This window comes from Herbaspirillum sp. NPDC101397, assembly GCF_044767325.1.
GTDB lineage: Bacteria > Pseudomonadota > Gammaproteobacteria > Burkholderiales > Burkholderiaceae_D > Herbaspirillum.
The window spans coordinates 316,072-338,543 of sequence record NZ_JBIWNS010000001.1; the positions used below are offsets into that span (position 1 = coordinate 316,072).

Annotated in this window: 23 protein-coding genes; 10 read left to right on the top strand and 13 right to left on the bottom strand. The window is 62.8% G+C overall.

Annotation, left to right across the window (positions count from 1 at the left end; all coding sequences use genetic code 11):
- The first annotated feature begins 7 nt into the window (after positions 1-7).
- From ACIROW_RS01510 to gcvH, 4 genes are read left to right on the top strand one after another with little or no spacing between them, the layout of a single operon-like run.
- Complete coding sequence (locus ACIROW_RS01510; RefSeq protein WP_402271131.1) at positions 8-1,336, top strand: acyl-CoA thioester hydrolase/BAAT C-terminal domain-containing protein; 1,329 nt, start codon at positions 8-10, stop codon at positions 1,334-1,336.
- Positions 1,333-1,863: a CMD domain protein gene (locus ACIROW_RS01515; protein ID WP_402271132.1), complete on the top strand. Its 531-nt coding sequence runs from the start codon at positions 1,333-1,335 to the stop codon at positions 1,861-1,863. Before ACIROW_RS01510 ends, ACIROW_RS01515 begins: the two co-directional genes overlap by 4 nt.
- A complete protein-coding gene (locus ACIROW_RS01520; RefSeq protein WP_402271134.1) occupies positions 1,860-2,450 on the top strand; it encodes a peroxidase-related enzyme in 591 nt (196 codons plus the stop codon). The genes ACIROW_RS01515 and ACIROW_RS01520 overlap by 4 nt, the downstream gene beginning before the upstream one ends.
- A 30-nt stretch (positions 2,451-2,480) precedes the next feature.
- Entirely contained in the window at positions 2,481-2,858 is a 378-nt protein-coding gene (gcvH, locus tag ACIROW_RS01525) for a glycine cleavage system protein GcvH (protein ID WP_402271135.1), read from the top strand.
- Positions 2,859-3,005: 147 nt separating this feature from the next.
- On the opposite strand, the gene ACIROW_RS01530 is transcribed toward gcvH, so the two are convergent.
- Complete coding sequence (locus tag ACIROW_RS01530; RefSeq protein WP_402271137.1) at positions 3,006-3,419, bottom strand: NUDIX domain-containing protein; 414 nt, start codon at positions 3,417-3,419, stop codon at positions 3,006-3,008.
- On the bottom strand, positions 3,416-5,506 hold the full coding sequence (locus ACIROW_RS01535) for an ATP-dependent helicase (RefSeq protein WP_402271139.1): 2,091 nt from the start codon (positions 5,504-5,506) through the stop codon (positions 3,416-3,418). The genes ACIROW_RS01530 and ACIROW_RS01535 overlap by 4 nt, the downstream gene beginning before the upstream one ends.
- 362 nt (positions 5,507-5,868) lie before the next feature.
- Here ACIROW_RS01535 and ACIROW_RS01540 point away from each other — a divergent pair, with 362 nt between their 5' ends.
- Positions 5,869-6,153: a hypothetical protein gene (locus tag ACIROW_RS01540; protein WP_402271140.1), complete on the top strand. Its 285-nt coding sequence runs from the start codon at positions 5,869-5,871 to the stop codon at positions 6,151-6,153.
- Positions 6,154-7,004: 851 nt separating this feature from the next.
- Positions 7,005-8,474, top strand: a complete 1,470-nt coding sequence (locus ACIROW_RS01545; protein ID WP_402271141.1) for a diguanylate cyclase domain-containing protein — start codon at positions 7,005-7,007, stop codon at positions 8,472-8,474.
- On the opposite strand, the gene ACIROW_RS01550 is transcribed toward ACIROW_RS01545, so the two are convergent.
- The gene (locus ACIROW_RS01550) at positions 8,459-9,337 is read right to left on the bottom strand and encodes a LysR family transcriptional regulator (protein ID WP_402271142.1); all 879 of its coding nucleotides are present in this window, start codon (positions 9,335-9,337) and stop codon (positions 8,459-8,461) included. The genes ACIROW_RS01545 and ACIROW_RS01550 overlap by 16 nt on opposite strands.
- A gap of 219 nt (positions 9,338-9,556) precedes the next feature.
- Here ACIROW_RS01550 and ACIROW_RS01555 point away from each other — a divergent pair, with 219 nt between their 5' ends.
- Genes ACIROW_RS01555 through ACIROW_RS01570 form a run of 4 tightly spaced genes read left to right on the top strand, consistent with a single transcriptional unit; the run spans position 9,557 to position 12,048 of the window.
- Positions 9,557-9,958 (top strand): heme-binding protein, encoded by a 402-nt coding sequence (locus tag ACIROW_RS01555; RefSeq protein ID WP_402271143.1) that lies wholly within the window; start codon positions 9,557-9,559, stop codon positions 9,956-9,958.
- Between the two features lie 24 nt (positions 9,959-9,982).
- Entirely contained in the window at positions 9,983-11,554 is a 1,572-nt protein-coding gene (locus tag ACIROW_RS01560; RefSeq protein ID WP_402271145.1) for an MFS transporter, read from the top strand.
- A 22-nt stretch (positions 11,555-11,576) separates the two neighbouring features.
- The gene (locus tag ACIROW_RS01565) at positions 11,577-11,780 is read left to right on the top strand and encodes a DUF2970 domain-containing protein (RefSeq protein ID WP_402272436.1); all 204 of its coding nucleotides are present in this window, start codon (positions 11,577-11,579) and stop codon (positions 11,778-11,780) included.
- Positions 11,781-11,835: 55 nt separating this feature from the next.
- The gene (locus ACIROW_RS01570; protein ID WP_402271147.1) at positions 11,836-12,048 is read left to right on the top strand and encodes a hypothetical protein; all 213 of its coding nucleotides are present in this window, start codon (positions 11,836-11,838) and stop codon (positions 12,046-12,048) included.
- Positions 12,049-12,050: 2 nt separating this feature from the next.
- On the opposite strand, the gene ACIROW_RS01575 is transcribed toward ACIROW_RS01570, so the two are convergent.
- From ACIROW_RS01575 to ACIROW_RS01620, 10 genes are all read right to left on the bottom strand, one after another.
- Positions 12,051-12,338: a gamma-butyrobetaine hydroxylase-like domain-containing protein gene (locus ACIROW_RS01575; RefSeq protein WP_402271148.1), complete on the bottom strand. Its 288-nt coding sequence runs from the start codon at positions 12,336-12,338 to the stop codon at positions 12,051-12,053.
- A 17-nt stretch (positions 12,339-12,355) separates the two neighbouring features.
- Positions 12,356-13,342, bottom strand: a complete 987-nt coding sequence (locus tag ACIROW_RS01580; RefSeq protein WP_402271151.1) for a HEAT repeat domain-containing protein — start codon at positions 13,340-13,342, stop codon at positions 12,356-12,358.
- Positions 13,343-13,351: 9 nt separating this feature from the next.
- Positions 13,352-14,197, bottom strand: a complete 846-nt coding sequence (locus ACIROW_RS01585; protein ID WP_402271153.1) for an ABC transporter ATP-binding protein — start codon at positions 14,195-14,197, stop codon at positions 13,352-13,354.
- Between the two features lie 4 nt (positions 14,198-14,201).
- Positions 14,202-15,083: an ABC transporter permease gene (locus ACIROW_RS01590; RefSeq protein ID WP_402271155.1), complete on the bottom strand. Its 882-nt coding sequence runs from the start codon at positions 15,081-15,083 to the stop codon at positions 14,202-14,204.
- A gap of 24 nt (positions 15,084-15,107) precedes the next feature.
- Positions 15,108-16,532 (bottom strand): ABC transporter substrate-binding protein, encoded by a 1,425-nt coding sequence (locus ACIROW_RS01595; protein ID WP_402271158.1) that lies wholly within the window; start codon positions 16,530-16,532, stop codon positions 15,108-15,110.
- Between the two features lie 53 nt (positions 16,533-16,585).
- A complete protein-coding gene (locus ACIROW_RS01600; protein ID WP_016833720.1) occupies positions 16,586-16,819 on the bottom strand; it encodes a ferredoxin family protein in 234 nt (77 codons plus the stop codon).
- A 27-nt stretch (positions 16,820-16,846) separates the two neighbouring features.
- Complete coding sequence (locus ACIROW_RS01605; RefSeq protein WP_402271160.1) at positions 16,847-18,592, bottom strand: fumarate reductase/succinate dehydrogenase flavoprotein subunit; 1,746 nt, start codon at positions 18,590-18,592, stop codon at positions 16,847-16,849.
- Positions 18,593-18,625: 33 nt separating this feature from the next.
- Positions 18,626-19,381 (bottom strand): GntR family transcriptional regulator, encoded by a 756-nt coding sequence (locus ACIROW_RS01610; protein ID WP_402271161.1) that lies wholly within the window; start codon positions 19,379-19,381, stop codon positions 18,626-18,628.
- Between the two features lie 150 nt (positions 19,382-19,531).
- A complete protein-coding gene (locus tag ACIROW_RS01615; RefSeq protein ID WP_402271162.1) occupies positions 19,532-21,022 on the bottom strand; it encodes an amidase in 1,491 nt (496 codons plus the stop codon).
- Complete coding sequence (locus ACIROW_RS01620) at positions 21,019-22,470, bottom strand: allophanate hydrolase (RefSeq protein WP_402271164.1); 1,452 nt, start codon at positions 22,468-22,470, stop codon at positions 21,019-21,021. Before ACIROW_RS01620 ends, ACIROW_RS01615 begins: the two co-directional genes overlap by 4 nt.
- Positions 22,471-22,472 lie beyond the last annotated feature (2 nt).

The window sequence follows — 22,472 nt, forward strand, 5'->3', positions numbered from 1 at the left end:
GGTGGCCATGTCCACGCTGAACATCACCATCAGTCCCGCCGACGACCTGATCGACGTGCCGCGTCGCATCGTCGTCACCGGCGCGCAGCCGGGCGAGCTGGTGCAGGTCGTCAGCCGTACCGTGCGCGCCGGCGTCGTCTGGCGCAGCAGTGCGCGATTCGTCGCGGACGCGGCGGGGCACGTCGACCTGACGCTGGCGCCGGCGGCGGAGGGAGATTACGAGGGTATTTCAGCGATGGGGCTGCTGTGGTCGCAGGCGCCGGAACAGCCGGGCAAGCGCGAGCTGTTCCATGCCGACGTGCAGCAAGCGCTGACGACCGTGCTGGAAGCAAGCAGTGCTGCCGGCAAGGCCGAAGCGGAACTGACGCAGCGGCTGTGCGCCGATGGCGTGACGCGACAAGAAGTGCGCGAGCAGGGGCTGGTCGGGACTTTGTTCCTGCCAGCCGGTCCGGGGCCGCATCCGGCGGTGATGATCCTCAACGGCTCCGGTGGCGGCATCAATGAACCGCGTGCGGCCTTGTATGCGTCGCACGGTTATGCGGCGTTTGCGCTGGCGTATTTCAAGGCGCCGGGCCTGTCGGATTACATCTCCAACACGCCGCTCGAGTACTTTGAAAAAGGTCTTGACTGGCTGCGCGCCACGGTCAAGCCGCTCGGCGACTTCGTCGCCATCAGCGGCCAGTCGCGCGGCGGTGAGCTGGTGCTGCTGCTGGGGGCGACCTTTCCGCAAAAAGTCTCGGCGGTGCTGGCTTACGTGCCGAGCGCCTTGGTGCACAGCGGCCAGAACGCCTGCGACCCGGCGATCGGGCGCGAAGGACCGACCTGGCTGCTCGACGGCAAGCCGCTTACGCACCAATGGGAAAACAACCGGCACGCCAGCTGGGCGCCGTTCGACGAGGGGACGCCGCCGCATCGGCATGTGCTCGCCATGCTGACCGCCTTGCAGGACAAGGAGGCGGTGGCGAAGGCGCGCATCCTGGTCGAGCACATCGATGCGCCCGTATTGCTGCTGTCGGCTACCGACGACGGCTCGTGGCCGTCGAGCATCTATTCAAAAATGGTGCGCGACAAGCTGGACGAAGTCGCGCATCCGCACGCCGTGGAATGGCACGACTACCAGGATGCCGGCCACGCCATCTTGTTCCCTTACGTGCCGACTACCCAGATCAGTTACGCCCATCCGGTGTCGAAGCGCATCAGCACCGGCGGCGGCGTGCCTGCCGCCAATGCGCACGCCGACAAACACTCCTTGCAGCACGCCCTGGAGTTTCTCAGGAATGCAGTCGGAGCGCATCTCGCGCGCTCCGCGCAGCCATCACGAAAGGAAGTATCATGACGACGCAAGTGGAATACAACATCGGCAACGATGTCATCGACCGGCTGTCCGGCCTTCAAGCGGGCAACAGCCTGCATGCCTTGCGCCACCAGCGCGAAAAAGTCGCGGTCGCCTCGCAGGGCAGCTATGACGCGCTGTTCGACCCGGCGCTGGAAGGTATCTCCCTGGACGAGCGCCTGCTGGTTGCGTTGTACGCCTGTCGCCTGGCCGGCGCGCGTGAAGTCGCCGCGCATTACCGCGCACGGCTGGACGCCTTGCCGGCCGACACGGCACAGATTGCCGTCGCTGCCGACGGCGCCCCGGAGCAATTACCGGAAGGCCGCCTGCGCGCCATGCTGGCCTTCACACGAGCGCTGACCGAGCGTCCGGTGGATGGCGACAAAGCCGCCTTGCATACCTTGCCGGCTGCCGGCATCAGCACGCCCGCCGTGGTCGCGCTGTCGCAACTGATCGCCTTCATCTCGTACCAGATCCGCGTCGTCGCCGGTCTGAAGGCCATGAAACTGGCAAGCAAGGAGCAAGCATGAGCACCATCATTAAATCGCACGGCTTCACCAACGAAGTGCTGGAGTGGGACGCATGGCTCGACGTCATCGACATCGAGCAAGCCAGCGAAGACCAGATCAAGGTGCTGGAAGAGAGCCATCCCAAGGCCAAGACGTCGGACTATTACCTGTTCCTCGCGCATCAGCCGGAAATCCTGCGCCAGCGCTCGGCCGCCTTCAACGCCATCATGTACGCCCCGGGCGGCATGTCGCGTGCGGAACGTGAACTCGGCTCCATGGTGGTGTCGCGCATCAACGGCTGCGTGTATTGCGCTTCGGTGCATGCACAGCGTTTCGAGCAACTGGCCAAGCGCAGCGACACCGTGCAGCAGGTTTTCGACGATCCGTACACTGCCGGCACCGATGCGCGCGAGAAAGCCATCTCGCAGTTTTCCATCGATCTCACCAAGAATCCCAACGACGTCAATGCCGCCGGCATCCAGGCGCTCAAGGACGTCGGTCTCAGCGAGCAGGAAATCCTCGACCTGATCCATTCGGTCGCCATTTTCGCGTGGGCCAACCGCCTCATGCTGAACCTGGGCGAGCCGGTCTTCCCGGCGGCGCAATAATCCAATAATCGAGCAGACAAGGAGAGTCGCATGCTGATACCAGACACCCTCACTTACGCCGAAACGCACGAGTGGATCCGGCAGGAAGACGACGGCACCTTGACCGTCGGCATCACCGACTTCGGCCAGGACCAGCTCGGGCCATTGGTGTACGTACAGACGCCGGCGGTCGGCAGCGTGCTCCAGCGCGGCGCCGACGCCGGCGTGGTCGAATCCAACAAGACCGCATCCGACGTGCACGCGCCGGTGGCGGGCGAGGTGATTGCCGTCAATGACGAACTCGCCAACACACCGGAGGCCATCAACGGCGCGCCCTACGAACAATGGATTTTCAGGCTGCGTCCGGTGGAGACTTTCGATGAATCGCAGTTTCTTGATGCGGCTGCGTATACGAAGATGATCGGTTGACTACATCATCTGCATGCTTGATGGATTGGAAAACCGATTGAAGAGCCCGCCCTGTGCGGGCTTTTTATCGTCGTCGCTAGCCCACGCTCCCGGTCAAGCGCAGGTCGAAGTGCTAATGCAGGAAAGGCTGAAGACAGCGATGCAGGCTCAGTTGCTTGCGGTAGATGTACCGCAAGCCGCCTCGATGGAACGCCGGTATCCCTCCGGCAGATCGACCGGCAAGGCATGAGGAGGAAACGTGCCCAGGCGTTTGTGCTCGTGGCTCACGGCCGGAGCATAGGAGCCGGTCAGCGTGCAGCGGTAGGTGGCGATGAAGACGTATTTTCCCGGGATCACTTCGAACAGATAGGTGTCGAGAGGCGCACCAACGCTGACATGCAGGTCCAGTTCTTCGCGGATTTCGCGCGCCAGGCACTCGGCTGAGGACTCGCCCAAGTCAATCCGGCCGCCCGGCAGTTCCCATTCGTCGCGTTCGTTCAGCAAGAGTACGACGTCGCCGTCCGGCGTCAGCAAGACGCCTTTGACCGACACCGGATAGGCGGCCGAATGCGCGTCGCTCATTTCCACATCCCGCGCATGCGCGCTGCGACGTCGACGCGCATCTGCCGCGCATCGGGTCGGCCGCTCGGGCCGACTGCGACTACCGGCCAGGCGCTGCTGGTGAAATGCGGCAGCACGCCGGGAGGAATGAAGCGCGTGCGCGACGCATAGACGTGGCGGTCGCCTTGCGCGTGCTGGCCGCCGGTGAAAAACTTTTGCGGCACCATCAGATGCAGGTCGTCCTTGGCGCGCGTCATGGCGACGTAGAGCAGGCGGCGTTCTTCTTCGATCTCGTCAGTGCTGCCGGTGGCCAGGTCTGCCGGGATACAGCCGTCGACGACGTTGAGCACGTACACCGATTTCCATTCCTGGCCTTTGGATGAGTGGATGGTCGACAGGATCAGGTAGTCCTCGTCCAGCAGCGGCACGCCCGACTGGTCGCTGGTGGCGTCCGGCGGATCGAGCGTGAGTTCGGTCAGGAAGCGTTCGCGCGAGGGATAGCCGGAGGCGATCTGCTCCAGTTGCAGCAGGTCGGCCTGGCGTGTGGTGGCGTCTTCGTGCTTGCGCTCCAGATGCGGGGCGTACCAGTTGCGCGCATGGGCGATCTCGCCGGGCCAGCCGGTCTTGCCTTGCGCCATGAATTGCAGCACCTCGACGAAGCCGCGCCAGTCATCGCCGCTGCGCGGCGGCGCCGGCAATTCGGACAGCGCGGCAATCGGATCTGCATGCGTGGACATGGCTTCCAGCACCTTTTGCGCCGAGCCCGGACCGACGCCGGGCAATAGCTGCATCAGGCGGAAACCGGCCACGCGGTCGCGTGGATTCTGCACGAAACGCAGCATCGCCAGCATGTCTTTGACGTGCGCGCTGTCGAGGAATTTGAGACCGCCGAATTTGACGAAGGGAATGTTCCGGCGCACCAGTTCAATCTCCAGCGGGCCGCTGTGATCGGAGGCGCGGAACAGCACCGCCTGGTCCTTCAGCGTGCTGCCGGCTTCACGGTTCTCGAGTATGCGTTCGACGATGTAGCGCGCCTGGTCGGCTTCGTCGCGCACCGACACCAGTTGCGGCTTGTGATCCGAGGCGCGCTCGGTCCACAGGTTCTTGGTGAAGCGTTCCAGCGCCTTGTCGATCACGCTGTTGGCGGCGGCCAGGATAGTCTGGGTCGAGCGGTAGTTGCGGTCCAGCGTGACGATGTCGGCCGGCGGGTCGAAGGCGCGCGGAAAGTCGAGGATGTTGCGCACCGTCGCTGCGCGAAACGAGTAGATAGCCTGGGCGTCGTCGCCGACCACGGTGAGGCCGCGGCCGTCGGGTTTCAGCGCGAGCAGGATCGATGATTGCAGGCGGTTGGTGTCCTGGTATTCGTCCACCAGCACGTGGTCGAAGCGCGCACCGATGTCGTCGGCCAGCACGCGCTCGCCGATGGTCTGCGCCCAGTACAGCAGCAGGTCATCGTAGTCGAGTACGTTGTGCGCCTGCTTGGCTTCGACGTAGGCGCCGAACAGCGTGCGCAGCTGCGCCTCCCATTCCGCGCACCACGGAAACACCTTGTGCAGGATGCTGTCCAGCGGCGCTTCCGAATTGACCACTCGGGAGTAGATGGCCAGGCAGGTGGCCTTGAGCGGGAAGCGCTTTTCGGTCTTCGACAAGCCCAGCTCATGTCGCACCAGGTTCATAAGGTCGGCCGAATCCTCACGGTCATGGATGGAGAAATTGGGATCGAGTCCGATTTGGTCGGCGTACTCGCGCAGGATCTGTGCGCCGATGCCGTGGAAGGTGCCTGCCCAGGACAAGGCGTCGGCCATGATGCGACCGTTGGCGCCGAGCGCTTCGCCACAGATGCGCTGGACCCGACGCGTCATTTCTGCGGCGGCGCGGCGCGAAAAAGTCATCAGCAAAATGCGGCGCGGATCGGCGCCGTTGACGATCAGATGGGCAACCCGGTGCGCCAGCGTATTGGTTTTTCCCGAACCTGCGCCGGCAATCACCAGCAAAGGGCGGCCAGGCTCTGGAGATATGGCCTGCTGTCCCGGCAGTCGGGGGACGATGCCGAATTCCACCGCCCGGCGTTGGTCGGGGTTGAGTTTTTCCAGATAGTCGACGTTCATGCTGAGCCTTGGTGCGGCGGCAAAAGGAAGCTATTTTACTGGTGTTTTATACAGTCATTGGCGGCGGTTACAAAAAAGAAGGCGGGGCGAAAAGAGGCACTTGAGAGGACTGCCAAAATCATTTGCAAAGTGATGAAAGACCGACAATGGATTCTTTCGCGCTACTGTCTATACTGGTGTGGTTGCTCTTTGCTCATCTGTTTCAGGGACGCGCCCATGGTCAGCGATTATGCTGCAATGCCAGAACTGGCGCGGCTTCCAAGCTACCCATGATATTGCAGATTCAGTGCAGGAAGTGCTTGTGCAAGCCCCAGTCAATTGGTTAGAATTTCCTTCCGACAACTTCATCTTGAGGTGCTGCCATGGATAAGACTCTCGCTCTGCTCGATTGTTTGGTGCAACTCAAGGAAGCGCAGAGCTGCGCCGACGCCTTGCTGTCCGATATCGTCGCCGATGCCGTACGCGCCAACAGAGGCCACGGCAGCGTACCCAAGCCGGCGACCCTGAAAGCCTTCCGCAACGCGCTCAAATCCGCCAACACGCACTGCTACCAGGCCGAGCTGATCCTGGCGGAATTCGATGCCCTGCAAACCATCATGCCGATCGGCCAGCAACAGCCGATACGCACGGTGATTTACAGCGTCTGACCTGTAAGCCGGCTTCCTGGCTGCTTGCCACACCCGCGCGGTCGGGCGCGTCTATGCGAGCCTGCCTGCCTGCAAATAACGCGCGCATATAGACCTGTAAAGTATCGCCAGAGTCCGTCCTGAGCTTGGCGTAACGGGATGACCGCTTGCATTGCGGGCAGGCGATGCGTTGTTCCTGAATCGGACGCGCACCGTTGACGAGTCGCGCCACGACGGCGCCGCAACGTGGGCAGGCCAGCACGACATCCACATGTGTCAATGCATCGGTGGAGATGATTGCCGGCGGGATGGATGCAGTCATGGATCGTTGTTGTTATGGTTTTCAGGCATCGGAGCAAAACACCGGATCATCCTAGGCGTCTTTACCGGGCTTGTCTGTCGCACAAAGTGGTGACACGGCAGCGCAAGTTGTTGTGGCAACATGCCGATGACCACTATTTTGGCTATCCCTTGCAGGCACCCGGCAACTCCTGCTGACCGGAATCATGCTGATCCGCACTATTCCTATGCAACGTTCGAAACACGGCATCGCCGGAACATTCTTGCTGCGCGGCACTCTCACAGTGCTGCTCGTTGTATTTATGGCGCGCCTGACCTGTTCCCGGCTTGTTTTTGGCGTTTTAAGTCCGTTCTAGTCCTTTCGGGTGACAGACCGCAACGAAGTTTGTGTCTACAATGGATTCGGCAGGCATGCAGCTTGCATTCGTTTCCTGCAGCGACGGCAACAAGGACGCACCCGGTACTTTCCACCATTCAGGCATTCCGGAGGTAAATTGCGGCGCGGATTTTCATTCAAGGCAAAATGGCCCAGGATCCTGATTCAGGACGGCTGGGGTCTGTCCGCCTGTTTCGTGCTGCTGTCATCCTTGGTGCTGGTCGTGATCTGGGGCATCACCCTGACGCATGTCTCCAGTGAAAAGAAGCTGGCCATGGAGAGCGCGTCTTCCGAGAGCCGCAACATGGCAGCCATCATGGCCGCCAATCTCAATGATCGCCTCAGCCGTGCCGGGCAGTACGCCACGGTCGGCAGCAAAGTCCTCGACGGCGACAGTACTGCAGCCGATTACCTGGGCCTGCTCTTCAACGGCGACAGCGCCTACGTGCGCGCCGCCGTCTTCGACGACCAGATGCGCCTGCGCTATTCCTCCGCCGGTCTGCCCGAGGAAAGCGAATTCGCCCAGTTGCTGGAACGCGCCTACCCGCAGGCGGCCTCGGGCAACGATGCACCGAAAGCCGGCACTGTCCTGTTCGGCAAGACCGACCGCCATAACTGGCGCATGCCGATGCTGATCGCGCTGCAAGCGCCGAAGACCGGTGCACGCGGCTACCTGGTCGCGATACTCGATCTGGGGCGGTTCCTGAACGACTACCAGCAGATCGGCGACGGTTACCTGATCGCGGTCAATGGCGGCGCCGGCACGCCGCTGGTGGCGCTCAACGACCGCCGGCTGCTGATCGGCGACAACAGCATGGCATCCATGTCCGCCTCCAGTGTCAGCAACAGGCAAAAACTGATCGCTTATCCACTCAGCGTCAGCGTGACCATCGATCCCGATTCGGTGGTCTCCGACCTGACGCAATCGCATTACGAATATATACGCTACGCCATCGTCATTTCCATCGCGGTGGTGACGTTGACGCTCATCCTGATCGGGATTTCTTACCATCGCAAGAAACTGTACGAGCGCCTGGCGCGCTCCGAACGCGAAAAAATATGCCTCATCGAACAGCTGGAAAAAGAGAAAACGCGCGCCTATCAACTGGCCTCGCATGACTACCTGACGGGGATTCCCAACCGCATGCTGTTCAGCGAGCTGGCCGGCGCGGAATTGTCGCGCGCCAAGCGCAGCGCCAACCTTTACGCGCTGTTCTTCATCGACCTGGACGGCTTCAAACCGATCAACGACACGCTCGGCCACGCGGTGGGTGACCTGCTGCTGAAAGCGGTGGCGCAGCGCCTGTGCACCAACCTGCGCGAGTACGACCTGGTGGCGCGCCTGGGTGGGGACGAGTTCGTGGTCTTGCTATCCGACATCAAATACCAAAGCCAGATCGCCGACATCGCGGACAAATTGATCAAGGCCGTCGGTGCGCCGTATCTCAATCTAGGCGGTCACGAAGTCGGCACCAGCCTCAGCATCGGCATCGCACTGTATCCGGACGACGGTCACACCGTTGATGAGCTGCTGTCCAAGGCCGACGCCGCCATGTACGCCGCCAAGAAAGCGGGCAAGGGCGCCTATCGTTTCCACGACAGCAGCGTCCACAGCGGCTTGCCCGGGCGCCTGCCGTCGACCGTCACGCGCTACCTGTCGGCCTGACGCGATTTCAGCTGCTTCAGGAAGGCGCGCACCACCGGCGATTTCTCGTGCTTGCGCGACGCCAGCGCGATGGCGCCCGGAATGATCTTTCCCTCAATCTGCCGATACGTGACGCCCGGCATGTTCACGCGCTGCATCACCGACGCCGGCACGATCGCCACGCCCTGACCCAGTGATACCAGCGTCACCACCGCCACCAGACCGCCCGGATTGGGCAAGGTGCGCGGCACGAAACGGCCGCGGCGACCCACTTCCATGGTGCCGGAAGCCTGCTCAGGCAAGATGAAATACTGCGATGCGAGCGCGGCTGCCGGCACGGTTTCGTGCTGCGCCAGCGGCGAATGCTCAGGCAGCGCCGCGACGAAATCGTCATACAGCAAGGTCAGGAAATTGACGTCGGCCGGGCAGGGTACGGGAGGCCGGATGAAGGCGAGATCGAGGCTGCCGTTGCTGACACCGACCGGCAACGTATCCATCGGCGCTTCGATGAGGTTGAGCTGCACCAGCGGGTAGTCGGCACGAAAGCGCGCCACTTCGGTTTGCAGCAAGCCGGAATACGCCGCAGAAGCGATGTAGCCGATCTCGATGCGGCCGATTTCACCCCGACCGGCGCGACGTGCTGCGTCTTCAGCGCGCTCAGCTTGTTGAAGCGTGCGCAAGGCCTCTTCCAGGAACACCTCGCCGGCCGAGGTCAGGCTGACCGAGCGCTTGGTGCGCTGGAACAGGCGGACGTCCAGCAGGCGTTCGATTTCCTGTATCTGCTTGGTCAGCGCCGGCGGCGAAATGCCGAGCTGTTCGGCGGCGCGGGCAAAGTGCAGCGTCTCGGCGACGGCGGTGAAACAGCGGAAGTGACGAAGCTCCACGGCATTCTCCAATAATCTGATAATTAACCTGAAAGAAATTAAATAGAATTTTAACTGTAATAAAGATAATTATCGGCGGTATTAGAATGGTCTGAATACTTTTATCAGGAGCCTTTCATGCCACTGCGCCGCATCGCTGCCGTTCTTTTCCTGTGCCTCTCTGGCACCGGACTGGTTCAAACGGCCTCCGCCCAACAAACGAGCGCCGCACCCGTCGCCGTGAAACGCGTTCTCACGCTCGACAGCGCCAAGGCGATCCTCGCCGCCGCCCATGAAGAAGCGCGCAAGAACGGCTGGCCTGGCGCCATTGCCGTGGTCGACGATGGCGGCTGGCTGATCGCTTCCGAACGTATGGACAACGCCGCCACCACGGTCGGTCCGGTAGTCGCCGCCGAAAAGGCACGCACCGCTGCGCTGTTCAAGCGGCCCTCCGCCGATCTTGAGAACGCCATCAACAACGGTCGTCCCGCCGCCATCACAGCGCCCGGCCTGGTGATGATGGAAGGCGGCCTGCCCATCGTGGTCGACGGCCAGGTGATCGGCGCCATCGGCGTCAGCGCCGACACCAAGGCACACGACAGCCTGATTGCACGCGCCGGCCTTGCCGCCGTCAAACCGTAAATACAGGGAAGCCGTGATCCTGCCATGAGCAACATTCAGACTTCCAGCAACGCCGACGCGACTGATGACACGCGCCGCCGCAAGGAGCGCAACATCCTGCTGATCTGCTCCAGCGTGTGCGCGCTGATCACGCTCGACACCAACATCGTCGCCGTCTCGCTGCCGTCGGTGGCGCGTTCGCTGCATGCCGATTTCAGCGACATTGAATGGATCGTCAGCGCCTACATGCTGGCGTTCGCCTCCTTGCTGTTGCCGGCCGGCAGCCTTGCCGACCGCTTCGGCCGCAAGCGCATGATGCTGCTCGGCCTCGGTTTGTTCAGCCTGGCCTCGCTCGGTTGCGGCCTGGCCTGGTCGGCCGGCGCCCTGCAGATCGCGCGTGCAGTCAAGGGCGTTGGTGCGGCAATGTTGCTGACCTCGGCGCTGGCCGTGATCGGGCACGTCTTCCATACCGAAAAAGACCGTACTCACGCCTGGGCCGTGTGGGGCGCCTGCATGGGCGTGTCGATGACGGTGTCGCCGTTGCTGGGCGGCGTGATTACTGAATTACTCGGCTGGCGCTGGATCTTCCTGCTCAATTTGCCGGTGTGCCTGTGCCTCGGCACGTTGGTGTATCGCGAGGTTGCAGAGTCTGGCGACGCCAATGCCGCCCGACTTGATCCCTGGGGCAGCCTGTTGCTGAGCGGCGGGCTGGGCTGCGTGATCTGGGCGCTGATCAATGCCAATGCGGCCGGCTGGAGCAGCGCCGCGACCTTGCTGCGCGCCGGTGGCGGGGTGCTGATGCTGGCCTTGTTCGTGCCGGTGGAGCTGATGCAGAAACGACCGATGATCGACCTGCGCCTGTTCCGTCATGCGCCGTTTGTCGGCGCGGTGCTGGCGATGTTCGGCTACGCCAGTTCGGCGCAGGTGATGATGACTTTCCTGCCGCTGTACCTGCAAAACGCTTTCTCGTACTCGGCCATCGTGGCTGGTCTGGCGATGCTGCCGTTCGCGCTGGCGATGATGATCTTCCCGCGTGTCGGCGCTGCGCTGACGCGCTACATGCCGCTGCACGGCGTGATGGGGCTGGGCATGGCGCTGGTGTGCGCCGGCAACGTGCTGGTGGCTATCGCTGCCTATGTCGGGACCTACTGGATGGTGCTGGCCGGCATGCTGGTCACCGGCAGCGGCGCCGGCCTGCTCAACGGCAACACGCAGAAAGCCATCATGAACTGCGTGCCGCGCGAGCGCACCGGCATGGCTTCCGGCATCAGCACCACCACGCGTTTTGCCGCCATCGTGCTGGCGATTGCCTGCCTCGGCTGCGTGCTGACGGTACGCACCGGCAGTTATCTCAAGGAAGGATTGACCGGCGCCAACTTGCCGCAGCCGGCCGGCTTCACCGACGTGGTCGAGCGCATTGTCGCCGGCGACAGCGCAGCGGCCTTGCCGGCGCTGGGGAACAGCCTGGAGGCACTGCATATCGCGCAGGCCGGTTTCGCCCATGCGTTTGCCTTGCTGATGCTGGCGGCGGCTGCAATCGCCGCCGTGTCGGGTGTGTTGTTGTTCAGGTTGATGGGCAGCCGCAAGGGCGCGTCCGTTGACGCAATACCTGTTTAAGGAGGGAATTCAAATGGCATCGATGCAATCCAAAGAGTTGGAGAAACGTTCGTTCTTCGCCACGCTGGCGGCGGTGTTTTGGTCGTTCGTCGGGCTGCGCCGCCTTGCCGACTACGAGAAGGACGCGACCTCGTTCAATCCGTTTTACGTGATCGGCGCCGGTCTGGTCGGTGTCGGTATTTTCATCGCGGTGCTGCTGGTCGTTGTGAAACTGGTAGTCGTCTAGCAAAGGGGCGCGTCGACCTTGCCTTTGCGTTGTTTTTTATTGAGGGAGTATTGCCATGGACAACAAATCCGTTCAGCACTTCTTGCGCACTTACGGCAGGGCCGGCAACGCCGCCACGCTTCACCGACAGCGCGCATCGGCGTTCATACTGGCGACCTTGCTGATGTTCTCATGCGCCGCCCATGTGGCCGAACTGGACACTGCGCTGCTGCGCATGCTGGGGCAGCTGGGGACCGATTGCGTATGGTGTTCGGTGACGCCGTACTGACCTCATGTGGACAGCGAGCGCAGGAAGACCCAGGGATAAATCCCGCGGTCGTGTCCGTCGCTGAACACCAGCTGCACGCCATATTCGCCCACCGGACGGATATCGGCCAGCTGGATGTCGTCCTGCACCGTCAAGGCCTCGCCTGAATTGCGGCGGATGGTTTTGCAATCGGCGCACTGGCATTGTCCACGCAGCAAGGCATGCGTCAGCGCTTGCTGGGCGCCGTCGTCCCACGCGATATGCAGCGTGGCCAAAGGCTTGTGGTTGCGGAGGCTGAGCGGATGCGCCATGGGATTTCTTTTTGAATTCAAACAGCAAGGCGGATCTGTTCCAGCGCCAGCCGGACCGCCTTGCGTACTTCCGGGTCGCCGTCCTGTTCCGCTTCCAGCAAGGCCGGCAAGGCTGACGCGTCGCGGATTTCTCCGAGCGCCAGCGCCGCCTCCTTGCGCAGGTTGCTGATCTCGTGACGCAAGGTCGCCAGCAAGGGGACAATCGCCTCCTTGCTGCGCAGCCGTCCAAGACTGCGTGTAGCGCGCAATCTCACTTGCCAGTAGGCATCTTCCAACGCTGTAATCAATTCCGGCGTAGCCGCCGCAAGGCGCAGCTTGCCGAGCGTGGTCGCTGCTTCTTCGCGTACCTGCCAGGCGGCGTCGCGCAAGGCTGACAACAAGGCCGGCAAGACGCTTTCGTCGGTGGCAAAGCCGAGCGCGCCGGTTGCGGCGCGTCGCACTTCCGGATCGCTGTCGCTCGCAGCCAGTTGCATGATGGGCGCCAGCGCGCGGCCTTGCTTCAGATAACCGAGCACGGAAATCGCTTCGCGCCGCACCGACGCATCGGCGTGAGCGAGGGCCGCCAGCGCCGGCTCCAGACTGTCGGGCACGCGCAGCTCGCGCAAGGCCCGCAGGATCGCGACGCGCACGAAAGGGCGTTCATCCTGTGCATGCGGCAACAGCAATTCCGCCGAGGCCGGGTCTTTCAATTCGCTCAGCGCATGGGCGACGGCTTCGCGCACTTCGGTGTCTTCGTCGGTCAGCAGCACGATCAGGCCGGCGACACTGTCGTCGCTTTCAAATGCCTCCAGCGCACGCACCGCTTCCAGCCGCACCTCAGGGGAAGGATCGCCGAGCGCCTCGACCAGCAGCGGCGCATGCTCATCGCCGGCGACGTCGATCAGATCGAGAATGGCAATGCGCCGCACCGCGCTGTCGGGGTCGCGCAGACGCGTGCGGAACTGGCCGATGTCGTCGTCCGGGTTGACGTTGGAAGAGGTGTCGAGGTTGATGACTGCGCTCACTGCGTTTCCTTAAATGGCGAATTGAATATGGGACAGGTCGGGCGCGCCCAGCGGGCTCAGCCGTTCCAGCGGCACCACCCGGGTTTCCGGATGGAGCAGGGCGAGGCAGTGCCGCTTGAGTTCGGTGAACGCGCGCGAGGTCACCAGCTCCGGTCCGCGCGGGCGGGCGAAATCCAGTTTGATTTCCTCGATGATGCGTCCCGGCCGCGGGCTCATGACCAGGATGCGGTCGGCCAGGAACAGCGCTTCGTCGATGTCGTGGGTGATGAACAGAATAGTGGTCTCGATGCGCGCCCAGACTTCCAGCAACAGCTCCTGCATCTTGAGCCGGGTCTGCGCGTCGAGCGCGCCGAACGGCTCATCCATCAGCATCACGCGCGGATGGTTGATCAGCACCCGCGCGATTTCCACGCGCTGCTGCATGCCGCCGGACAAGTGCGCCGGATAGCTGTGTTCGAAGTCTTCCAGTCCGACCAGTTTCAGCAGGTCGCGTGCGCGCTGATGACGCTCACCGCGCGCCACGCCTTTCATCTTCAGGCCGAAGGCGACGTTGTCGAGCACGCGCTTCCACGGGAACAGCGTGTGATGCTGGAATACCAGCCCGCGATCCGGATGCGGGCCGTCGACTGCCGCGCCGTCCACGCGCACGCTGCCGGCGCTGGCGAGCAGATGGCCCGCCAGCGCACCCAGCAGGGTCGACTTGCCGCAGCCGGACGGACCGAGCACGCAGACGAATTCGCCAGGCGCGATGGATATGGAAACGTCCTGCAGCGCTTCAAAGCGACGCTTGCCTTCGCCAAGCTCGATATGCAGGCGATCAATGTCGACCTTGCCGAATTTTTGCGTTGTCGTCATGCGCTTACCTTTGCAACAGATACCAGGGCATCAGCAGGCCGCCCAATTTCTTGATCAGGGCGCTGCTGCCCATGCCCATGACCCCGATGAAAAGCATGCCGACGATGATGTCCGCGTAGTTCTGGATCGTGTACGAGGCCCAGGTGTAATAGCCGATGCCGAACTGGCCGGCGATCATTTCCGCCGTGACCAGGCAGAACCAGGCAGTGCCCATGCCGATCGACAGGCCGGTGACGATGCTGGGCGCCGCCGCCGGCAGGATGACTTCGATGAAGATGGCGCGCCGGCCGCTGCCCAGACTGCGCGCCGAAGCGATCAGGCGGGCGTCGACGCCTTCGACGCCGTGGATGGTGTTGAGCAAAATCGGAAATAACGCACCGATGAAGGTGATGTAGATCATCGAGATTTCCGATGAGGGGAACATCAGGATCGACAGCGGTATCCACGCCACCGCCGGAATCGGCCGCAACAATTCCAGCGGCGGCAGCAAGACGTCAGCGAGCCAGCGCATCCGGCCGATCAGCATGCCCAGCACGATCCCCGCCAGTGCAGCGACGACGAAGCCGGCGAACACCCGGTACAGGCTGGCGCTCAGATGCGACAGCAGCTTGGGCGATTGCGCCAGCGTCCAGGCGGCCTGAAGGACTTCCTTCGGCGACGGCACGTTCTGGAACGTGATCAGTCCCAGGTTGAGATGTACGGTAGAAGCCCATTGCCACAGCAACAGGCAGACCGCGACGGAAGCCAGGCGCAGGCCATAGTGCAGCCACTGCCTCAGGACCGCGTCCAGCGAGGGCAGCGCCGAAGATGCAGATAAGGTCGGCGATGCCGCATTGTCCTGCCGCACTCTATCCGCTGCCGGACTGTAGGAAGAACTCAAGGCCATGATCTGACTCCGTCGTAATAGGCTTTACACCGAACCGGCTTTGGCGGCGCTGAAGTCCAGCACCTTGCCGTTGTTCTTCTTCGCCCACGCCTCGGCGGAACTCTTCAGCAGGAAAGCGCTGACGTCGTTCTTGCCTTGCACGAACCACGCATCGGCGGCCAGTAGCTTCAGGCCGCTGTCGCGATCATGCACATAGACGGTGCGCAATTTCTTGCCGGATTTCTCCAGCTTGCGGGCTTCCGACAAGGCGGTTTCCAGTGAGGCGTAATGACGCACCAGCGGTTCGCCCTGTACCCAGATCTGGCCGACGCGCTTCGGATCGGTGATGGCTTTGCCGGTCAGGCTGTCTTTGGCGGTCAGCGGCGATTTCGCATAATTTTTCAGACGCGCTTCGTAGTCGAGGCCGGCTTGCTTGAACGCCGTGCGCAGGTACTCGTCGACGATGAAGGTGTTGGCGTCGAGATCGGTTTCGGTGCGCTTCATGGCTTTGAGCGTATCGATCGAGGTCTTGACCGCCTGGCGATATTCCGGCTTCCAGGTGAAGTCGCGCGTCTGCAGGCCGAGCGGGCCGTGGAACAGGTAATTGACTTCGGCTTCGATGCCGGTGACTTTCTCGATCAGCTCGCTGTACTTCTCGGGCTCAGCGGTGAACAGGCGATCCGCTTCGATGGCGGCGCGCAGGTAGGCGACCACGATCTCGGGATATTTCTTCGCATAGTCGGAATCGACCAGGCTGCCATGCAGCGTCGGCGTGTTGGCTTGCGAGCCGTCGAAGATCTTGCGTGCGTAGCCGCGATGCGGGAACAACTCGGCGAACGGCACGAAGTCGGCGTGCGCATCGATCTTGTTGCTCTGCAGCGCGGAGCCGGCCACTTCAGGCGCCTGGGTAATGATGTTTACATCCTTTTCCGGATCCCAGCCCTGGTCCTTGACGGCGCGCAGCAGCATGCCGTGCGCGGTGGAGGCGAACGGCACCGAGATCGTCTTGCCTTTCAGTTCGGCCAGCGATTGCACGGTCGACGCCTTCGGCACCACGATGCCGTTGCCGCTGCCGGTCGTGCTGCCGGAGAGTACGGTAATGAACAGGCTGCGCTTGCCGGCCTTCTGGAACGCCGCGCCGTTGAATGAACCTGGGAAGTCGGCCATCGCGCCGAGGTCGAGTTTACCGGCCACCATTTCATTGGTCAGCGGCGCGCCCGAGGTGAAGTTCTTCCATTGGATGTCGTATTGCGCATCCTTGTATTTGCCGTCGTGCGGCAGGTATTTCTCCAGCAGTTTCAACTCGCGGATCAGCAGGCCGCCGGTGGCGCAGTTGATGGTCGTGTCCTGGGTGCCGATGGCGATGCGGATGGTTTCCGCGCGCGCAGAGGTGGTGGCGACCACGGAGACGGACGCGAAGGCCAGCGACAAGCTGAACAGGCTTTTGTAGATGTTGTGACGCAATTGCATTGTTATATCCCCTGATGAAAAGATCCGTATGGCCGACTGCCGCGCGAAGGCGGTCAGCGCAACAGATACGGTATGTCGACATGGACTGCCCCGGTCGGGCAGTCCTTCTCACAGGGCATGCAATACCAGCACTCATCGAACTTCATGAAGGCCTTGCCTTTGGTGAGATCGATGGCGAGCACATCGAGCGGGCAGACGTCGACGCAGACGGTGCAGCCTTTTTCGGCGATGCATTTGTCTTCGTCGATGGTGACGGGGACGTTGGTGATGTTGAAGGCGGTCGGCATGGGTGGATACTCACTCGTTTTCAGTTATCAGGCTGCGGCGGGTTCGGCTGCAGCGTCGGCATCCTTCTTGATGCGCAGGTGCTGGTAGGCGTCTTTTTCCTGGTCGTCGAGCGCGACGATGTACGGCTCGATCGGGCGCTTGAAGCAGGTCATGACGTCCTGCTGCTTCTGCAGTTGCACATGCACCAGCCATTCGGCGTCGTTGCGCTCGGGATAGTCAACCCGGTTGTGGTACAGGCCCCAGCGGCTTTCGGTGCGGTACAGCGAGGCGCGCGCGGCCATTTCGGCGCAGTCGCGGATGGCGTGGACTTCCAGCGCGCGCATCAGCTCATGTGGGTTGCGCGCCTGCAGGCGGTCGAGGTCTTCGCGGATGGATTCGAAGCGCGACAGGCCGATCTCCATCTTGCGCGTGACCTTGGGCGGCTGCAGGTAGTCGTTGACCATGCGGCGCAGCTTGTATTCGACCTGGTTGGGCGGCAGGCCGTCGGTGCGTTGCAGCGGTGCCCAGACGCGCGCGCGTTCGACGTCGACTTGTTGCTGGCTGACGTCGGCCAGCGGCTGTTCGGCGCAATAGCGCGCCGCGCTTTCGCCGGCCAGCTTGCCGTAGACGAAGGCGCCCAGCATGTAGTTGTGCGGCACGCAGGCGAGGTCGCCGGCGGCATACAGGCCAGGCACCGTGGTCTCGGCATGTTCGTTGACCCACACGCCGGAAGCCGAATGGCCGCTGCACAGGCCGATTTCGGAGATGTGCATTTCCACCATCTGCTCGCGGTAGTTGGTGCCGCGTCCTTCGTGGAAGCGGCCTCGGCTGGGACGCTCATTGGTATGCAGGATGGTCTCGATGGCGCTGATGGTTTCCTCGGCGAGATGGTTTAACTTGAGGAACACCGGGCCGTTGCCGCCTTGCAGTTCGTTGTAGAACTCCTGCATCATCTGGCCGCTCCAGTAATCGCATTCGATGAAGCGTTCGCCGTGGCTGTTGGTCGTGAAGCCGCCGAACGGGCCGGTGACGTAGGCGCAGGCCGGGCCGTTGTAATCCTTGATCAGCGGATTGATCTGGAAGCATTCGATGCCCGACAGTTCGGCGCCGGCGTGATATGCCATGCTGTAGCCGTCGCCGGCGTTGGTCGGGTTTTCATACGTGCCGAACAGGTAGCCGGACGCCGGCAGGCCGAGCCGACCGGCTGCACCCGTGGACAGCACCACGGTCTTGGCGCGGATCACGTGGAAGTCGCCGGTGCGGCAATCGAACGCCATCGCGCCGGCAATGCTGCCGTCCTCGGCCGTGAGCAGGCGCGTCGCTACCAAGCGGTTGGTGATCTCTACACGCGCACGCTTGAGGCGGCGGTACAGCACCTTCTTGATGTCATGGCCTTCCGGCATCGGCAGGACGTAGGTGCCCATGTGGTGCACCTTGCGCATGGCGTAGTCGCCGGTCTCGTCCTTCTCGAACTTGACGCCCCAGCGGTCCAGTTCCTCGATCATCGGGAAGCTTCCCTGGGCGTAGGCCATCACGGTCTTCTGGTTGACGATGCCGTCGTTGGCGGTGGTGATTTCCTTGACGTATTGTTCGGGCGTGGCGAAGCCGGGCACGATGGCGTTGTTGAGACCGTCCATGCCCATCGAGATGGCGCCGCTGCGCTTGACGTTGGCTTTTTCCAGCAGCAGTACGCGCAAGGCGGGATTGGCTTCCTTGGCTTTGGCGGCCGCCATCGGACCGGCGGTGCCGCCGCCGATGACCAGCACGTCGACGGTTTGGATATGGGTTTCCATGAGGTTCTCCTGTGTCCTGTATTTGTCCGGCGCTTATTCTGCTGTTGTCGGACGGCGTGCAATGCGCAAGTGGTATTGGAAGGTCTCGCCGCGGAAGTACAGGTATTCGAAATCCAGCGGCTTGCCGTCGGCGGTATAGGTCAGGCGTTCAATGCGCAGCAGCGCGGTGCCTTCGCTGACCTGCAGGGCTTCGGCCAGTGCATGGTCGGCGATGACGGCGCCGATCTGCAGGTCGGCGTGGCCGAGCGCGATGCCGAAATCGTTTTCAAAGATCAGGAAGATGTCGCGGCCGGACAGGTCTTCATTGCGCAGGCGCTGGCCGAGTTCTTCCGGCAGGTAGGTGATTTCCAGCGACACCGGTTCGCGGTTGAGGTGGCGCACGCGGCGGATTTCCGCGACCGTCGCGCCGACTTCGACACCCAGTTGCTGCGCGACTTCGGCAGTGGCGGGCAGGGTGCGATGACCGACCACGCGGTTATGGATTTCATAACCCTTGCGCGTCATCGCCTCGGCAAAACCTTCCAGCCGGGTCAACTCCTGCGCGGCCTTTTTCTTGGCGACGAATGTACCTTTCCCCGGAATCTTGAAAATCACGCCTTCGCGCTGCAGGTCGCTCAGCGCCTGGCGCACCGTGATGCGGCTGACGCCAAAGATGGCGCCCATTTCGCTCTCGGGCGGCAACTGCGCGTGCGGCCCGTAGGTGCCGTCGAAGATGCGTTCGCGCAGCATGTCCTTGACCTGTACGTACAGGGGGACCGGGGAGGGTTCGACGATCTGGAAATCCGGCATTGCTTGTCCTGGCTATCGCTAGTTATCTTCAAATTAACCTGTCATGACAGGTTATGACCAATGCCCGGATAGTAGAGAGCCTGGCTTGCCTTGAGAACGAATCTCTTCGCACATGCTTATGAAGAAAATGATTTTGACGCCGTCGTTGCCTCAACTCAGCGTGCCGACATGCACCGGCGGCGGCGTGTTGAACCAGTGCGGGCGCGACGCTTCCAGTTGTGCCGCAAGTTGCAGCAGGCGCGCTTCCTCGAACCATTTGGCGTAGAGCTGCACGCCCACCGGAATACCGTTGGCGTCCTTGCCGGCCGGCAGGCTGATGGCGGGAAGGCCTGCCTCGCTGGCGGGGATGGCGTAGCGTCCGGCGTCCAGCAGTTCATTGATGTAGCCGTCGAAGTCGCGGTCATTGGCCAGCGAAAGCGGACCGTTGGCCTTGGGTGCGGGAATCGCAAAGGCGGGCGCCAGCAGCGCGTCGTACTTGCCGAAGAATTCGCCGAGTCGCAAGGCATGCGCATTGTTGCCGGCCTGGTGGCGCAGGACGTCGCGCTTGTCGTAGCCTTGGGCGTTGAGCCAGAACTTGCGCGTCATCGGCGCCAGCTGCTCCTGCAAGCCGGACGGGATGCCGTCTTCATAGGGCAGGCCCCACATCGCAGGACGCATGCCCAGCCAGAAGGTGCGGAACGAGGGCCAGAAACGATTCCAGTCGGTGATGAGGTCGTCGCCGATTTCTTCGACTTCATGGCCGAGCTCCTGCAGTGCAGCGGCAACCTCTCGCGTGCGCGCGGCGATGTCGGCGTGGCACGCTGTAGCGCGGCCCCATGCTCCGGTCGACAGCGCGATGCGCAGCTTGCCCGGCGGGCGTTGCAAGGCAGAGGCAAAGGTGTGTGTCGGCGATTTGCTGGAGACGAAACTGTTGCCGGCCGGGTAATCGGACGCGGCGGCGTCGAGGAAAGCCGCCGTATCGCGCACGGTGCGCGAGAACGTTCCTTCGCCGATGGTGGCGTTGCCGTATTCGTTGAAGCTCCACGGCAAGGGCAGGCGTCCGCGCGACACCTTGAGGCCGATCAGGCCGGTCAGGCCGGCAGGGATGCGCGTCGAGCCTGCGCCGTCGGTGCTATGCGCCAGCGGCGTCACGCCGGCCGCAACCAGCACGGCGCTGCCGCCCGACGAGCCGCCCGGCGTGTAGTCAAGATTCCACGGATTGCGAGTGACCTTGAGCCCACGATACGTGGTCGTGGTGTCATAGGTCATGCCCAGTTCCGCCGTGGTCGAACGGCCGACCGAAATCAGTCCGGCGCGATGCAGGTTGGCGATCAGCGGATCGGTGCGGGGGCTGCGCTTGTCCTTGTTCAGGGCCGAGCCGTTTTCAGCAAGCCGGCCGGCGATGGTCGAGCCGAGATCCTTGATGAACAGCGGCACGCCCCACAAGGCGCCATCAGGATTGGCGCCGTCGGCCGAGGGTGTTGCGGCGATGTCGTCGAAGGTCTCCAGCACTGCGCCCAACTGCGGCTCCAACAGTCGCGCCGCTGCGATGGCCTGTGCGACGGTCTCGGCCGCGCTGACCTGGCGCGTGCGCACCAGATTTGCCAGCGCGACGGCGTCCAGCCGTCCCCATTCTTTCCAGCTCAATGCAGGCTTGCTCATGCGAGTACTCCCGATATGGTTTGCGCAGCGCCGTGATAGGCATGGCCGGTGGCGCCGAGCTTGCCGCCGACGGCGTCGTGGAAGGCCTGCGCATACGGCAGCAGGCGCTTGTCTTCGAAGGACCTGGCGAGCAGGCACAGGCCGAACGGCAGGCCGTCGCTGCGCAAACCGGCGGGAACGCTGATCGCCGCCAGCCGCAAGGGATTGGCGAAGTAGGTGTAATAACCGAGGTTGGCGTTGAGCGCGACCGGATCGGCTTCGACGTCCTTGATGCGATAGATGGTTCCCGCCGTCGGCAAGGCCAGGATGTCGACCTTGTCGAGCTCCTGCGCGGCCTTGCGCTTGTGCGCTTCGAGCGCATAGACGGCGTCGAAGGCATCGGCGGCGCTGTAGCGTTTTGCCGCCAGGATCGCCAGCCGCACCGCCGGATGGACGTGGGGATCGGCAGGTTCTGCGGTGGCGCCGTAGGTCAGCCAGCGCTCGGCGATGAAGGCGCTGTTGAAGACCAGCTTGCCTGCTTCAGCGAAGGGCTCGAAATCTATTTTCACCGCTTCGCCACCCAGGTCGATCAGCCTGCGCACGGATGTTTCGAACTGCGCCTCGGCGAGTTGGTCGCCGAAGAAGTTCAGGTGTTTTTCAGCCGGCAGGCCGAAGCGGAAATGTTTGGGCAGGCGTGTCGGCGGCTCTTCGCGCGGAATGTTCACCGAGTAAATGTCGCGCGCGTCGTAGCCTTCGATCTGATCCAGCACGGCATAGGCGTCTTCGCTGGTCAGCGCGAATACCGGCGGCACGTCGAAGCTGCGGTTGCAGTAGAGGAAGCCGTAGCTGCTGACGCGTCCCGGCGTCGGTTTCAGGCCGACGATATTGTTCAGCGCCGCCGGCACGCGTCCCGAGCCGCCGGTGTCCGAGCCGATCGAGAAACTCACCTGCCCCGTGCTGACCGCGACCGCCGAGCCCGAACTGGAGCCGCCGGGCACGTAGTCGGAATTGAAGGGATTGCGGCAATAGCCTTGCGGCGAGCGGATGCCGACCAGTCCGGTAGCGAATTGATCCATGTTCTGCTTGCCGATCAGGATCGCGCCGGCCGCTTGCAGGCGTTCCACCACGTGCGCCGTGCGCGTGGCGGTGTGGGTGAAACTGGCGCAGGCGGCGCCGGTCGGCAGTCCTGCGACGTCGACGTTGTCCTTGACGCCGAAGGGCAGGCCGAACAGCGGCAACGATGCGCCTTGCGCGGCGGCTTGCTCAACCCGGCGCGCCTGTTCCACGAGTTGCTCCTGCGGAATCACATGGGTCCAGATGTACTGGTCACGGTGTTCGCGGATGCGGCGCTGGACTTCTTCCACCAGTGCGAGTGGAGAGAGACCGTCGCGATAGGCCGCAGATAGCGTGGGGAAATCGAAGCTGAGCGTTTGCAGTTCAGGTAAGGACAAATCAAGTGGCTTATTCATGA